The organism is Streptomyces sp. UNOC14_S4, assembly GCF_020740835.1.
GTDB lineage: Bacteria > Actinomycetota > Actinomycetes > Streptomycetales > Streptomycetaceae > Streptomyces.
Map to the genome: position 1 here is coordinate 1 of NZ_JAINFC010000781.1, position 2,430 is coordinate 2,430.

Below are 2,430 nucleotides of genomic sequence, written 5' to 3' on the forward strand. Positions count from 1 at the left end.
GACCACGCTGGTCCGCCGCTACACGGCGGCGCTCACCGCCGACCGCACCTTCCTCGTCATCATGATCGCGCTGCCGTTCATCATGGGCGCGATGACGCGTGCCCTGGCGGGCAGCAAGCTCGACACCGAGACCGCCCTGAACGCCCTGCTGATCCTGTGCATCGGCGGCGTGCTCGCCGGCGCGGCCAACGCGGTCCGCGAACTCGTCAAGGAACGCGCCATCTACCAGCGGGAACGGGCCGTCGGCCTGTCCAGGTCCGCGTATCTGATGTCCAAGGTCGTGGTCCTCGGGGCCATCACCGTGTGCCAGGCCGTGGTCCTGACCCTGGTCGGCCTGCTCGGCGTCGATCTCAACGCCCCGAAGGGCCGGGGCGTGTTCCTGCCCCCGCTCGTCGAGATCACCGCCGCCGTGGCCCTGCTGTCGTTCACCGCCATGATGCTCGGCCTGCTCATCTCGGCCCTGGTGCGCAAGGAGGAGGTGACCATGCCCCTGCTGGTCCTCCTCACCATCGTCCAGGTCGTCTTCTGCGGGGCGCTGGTCAAGCTGCACGGCGTGCCGGGCCTGGAGCAGCTGGCCTGGGCCGTGCCCTCGCGCTGGGCGTTCGGCGCCATGGGCGGGACGGTCGACCTGCGGCGCCTCGCCTTCGACAGCAAGGTGGCCCATGACCCCCTTCTGCGCCACTCCGCGCGCATCTGGCTGCTCGACATGGGGATGATGGCCGTGTTGTCCGTCGTCTTCGGGGTCGTCGTCGCCCGGCTGCTGCGCCGCCACGAGCCCGCCGTCATGCGGAAGTAGCGGAAGCAGCGCCCGTCGGAGCCGCTCATGAACCCAGCCACACCGGCCACCGTCCCGGATGCCTCCGCGGACTTCCGGCCCACCCACGTCGTACCGCCGGGCGGCCTGTCCACCTGGTCGGCCCCGGACGGCACGGTGCCCACCGAGCCACTCGACGCGCTGCTGCCCGTGCGGCTCGTGGACCGCCGCGGCGACTGGGGGCAGGTGCTGTGCTCCAACGGCTGGACCGCCTGGGTCGACGCCCGGGCGCTGGTGACCCTGCCGCGCGAGCCGCCCGCCGCGGGCGGCCCGGCCGTCCGTACGGCCGACGCGCGCGGGCTGCTCGCCCGGGCCGAGGAGACGCTGGGCCGCTACCGGCGCGCCATGGACGACCTCGCGGACGGCAGGACCGACGGGGAGAGCTTCCGGAGGGGCACCGAAGGGCTGCGGGTCGGGGTGGTCGTCGACGGCGACGCCGTCTGGCTGTACGAGCCCGAGGGGGACCGCTGGTGCTACTGCGACGGCACGGCCATGACCGCCCTGGCCGCGACAGGGCCCGCGCGGCAGGAGCGTCAGGACGAAGCCGGCGGGCCCGGTGACGGCGGATGAGCCCCGGGCGCGACCCCGCGGAGCAGCCGGGGGAGCAGCCCGCCGAGCGGCCCTCCGGGCTGATCGGGCGGCGGATCGCCTCGTACGAGGTGGAGAGCGAGATCGGCCGTGGCGGCATGGCCGTGGTCTACCGCGCCCGGGACCTGCGCCTGGGGCGTACCGTCGCGCTCAAGCTGCTCGCGCCCGAACTCGCCCGCAACGACCCCTTCCGGCAGCGCTTCGGCCACGAGTCGCGGGTGGCCGCGGCCATCGACCACCCGCACATCGTGCCCGTCTTCGAGGCCGGCGAGGCGGACGGCCTGCTCTACATCGCCATGCGGTACGTGGCCGGGCAGGACCTCCGGGCGCTCCTCGACCGCGACGGGCCGCTGCCGCTCGCCACCGCGTGCCGCATCGCCGCGCAGGTCGCCTCGGCCCTCGACGCGGCCCACGCCCGCGACCTGGTGCACCGGGACGTCAAGCCCGGCAACATCCTGGTGGCCGAGGGCACCGACAGCGACCACCCCGAGCACGTCTACCTGACCGACTTCGGGCTGACGAAGAAGTCGCTCTCGCTGACCGGCTACACCCGGGTCGGCCAGTTCGTCGGCACGCTCGACTACGTCGCGCCGGAGCAGATCTCCGGCAAGCCGGTGGACGGCCGCTGCGACGTCTACAGCCTGGGCTGCGTCGTCTTCGAAATGCTCTCCGGGGCACCGCCGTTCCGCCGCGACGACGACATCGCGCTGCTGTGGGCGCACCAGTACGAGGCGCCACCGCGGCTCCCGGACCTGCCGCCGGGGGTGAACGACGCGCTGGGCACCGCCCTGGCGAAGGCGCCGGAGGACCGCTTCGGCAGCTGCCTGCGCTTCGTGGCCGCACTGCGGCGCGCGGGTGCCGAGGTCGCCGCGGTTGCCGGGCCTCCGCCGCCTTCGAAGCCACCACCGCCTCCGCTTCCCCCGGGCTGGGCGGCAGTGGTGATCACACCCTGAGCGCACGGCTGCCCTGCGCCTGAGTCCCTCAGGGCAGCTCGCCCCGGCGGCGGGCGCGGCGTGCCAGGACGCCGC

3 protein-coding genes are annotated in these 2,430 nt (G+C 74.1%); all 3 read left to right on the top strand.

Annotation, left to right across the window (positions count from 1 at the left end; genetic code table 11):
- On the top strand, positions 1 to 796 hold a 796-nt coding region (locus K6I34_RS35650; protein WP_229332178.1), incomplete at its 5' end, for an ABC transporter permease.
- A 27-nt stretch (positions 797 to 823) separates the two neighbouring features.
- Entirely contained in the window at positions 824 to 1,384 is a 561-nt protein-coding gene (locus K6I34_RS35655; protein WP_308294103.1) for a hypothetical protein, read from the top strand.
- On the top strand, positions 1,381 to 2,355 hold the full coding sequence (locus tag K6I34_RS35660) for a serine/threonine-protein kinase (RefSeq protein WP_229332179.1): 975 nt from the start codon (positions 1,381 to 1,383) through the stop codon (positions 2,353 to 2,355). Before K6I34_RS35655 ends, K6I34_RS35660 begins: the two co-directional genes overlap by 4 nt.
- Positions 2,356 to 2,430 lie beyond the last annotated feature (75 nt).

Coding starts and splice junctions, on each gene's coding strand:
- K6I34_RS35655 (WP_308294103.1), top strand. CDS start 824: ATGAACCCAGCCACACCGGCCACCGTCCCGGATGCCTCCGCGGACTTC.
- K6I34_RS35660 (WP_229332179.1), top strand. CDS start 1,381: ATGAGCCCCGGGCGCGACCCCGCGGAGCAGCCGGGGGAGCAGCCCGCC.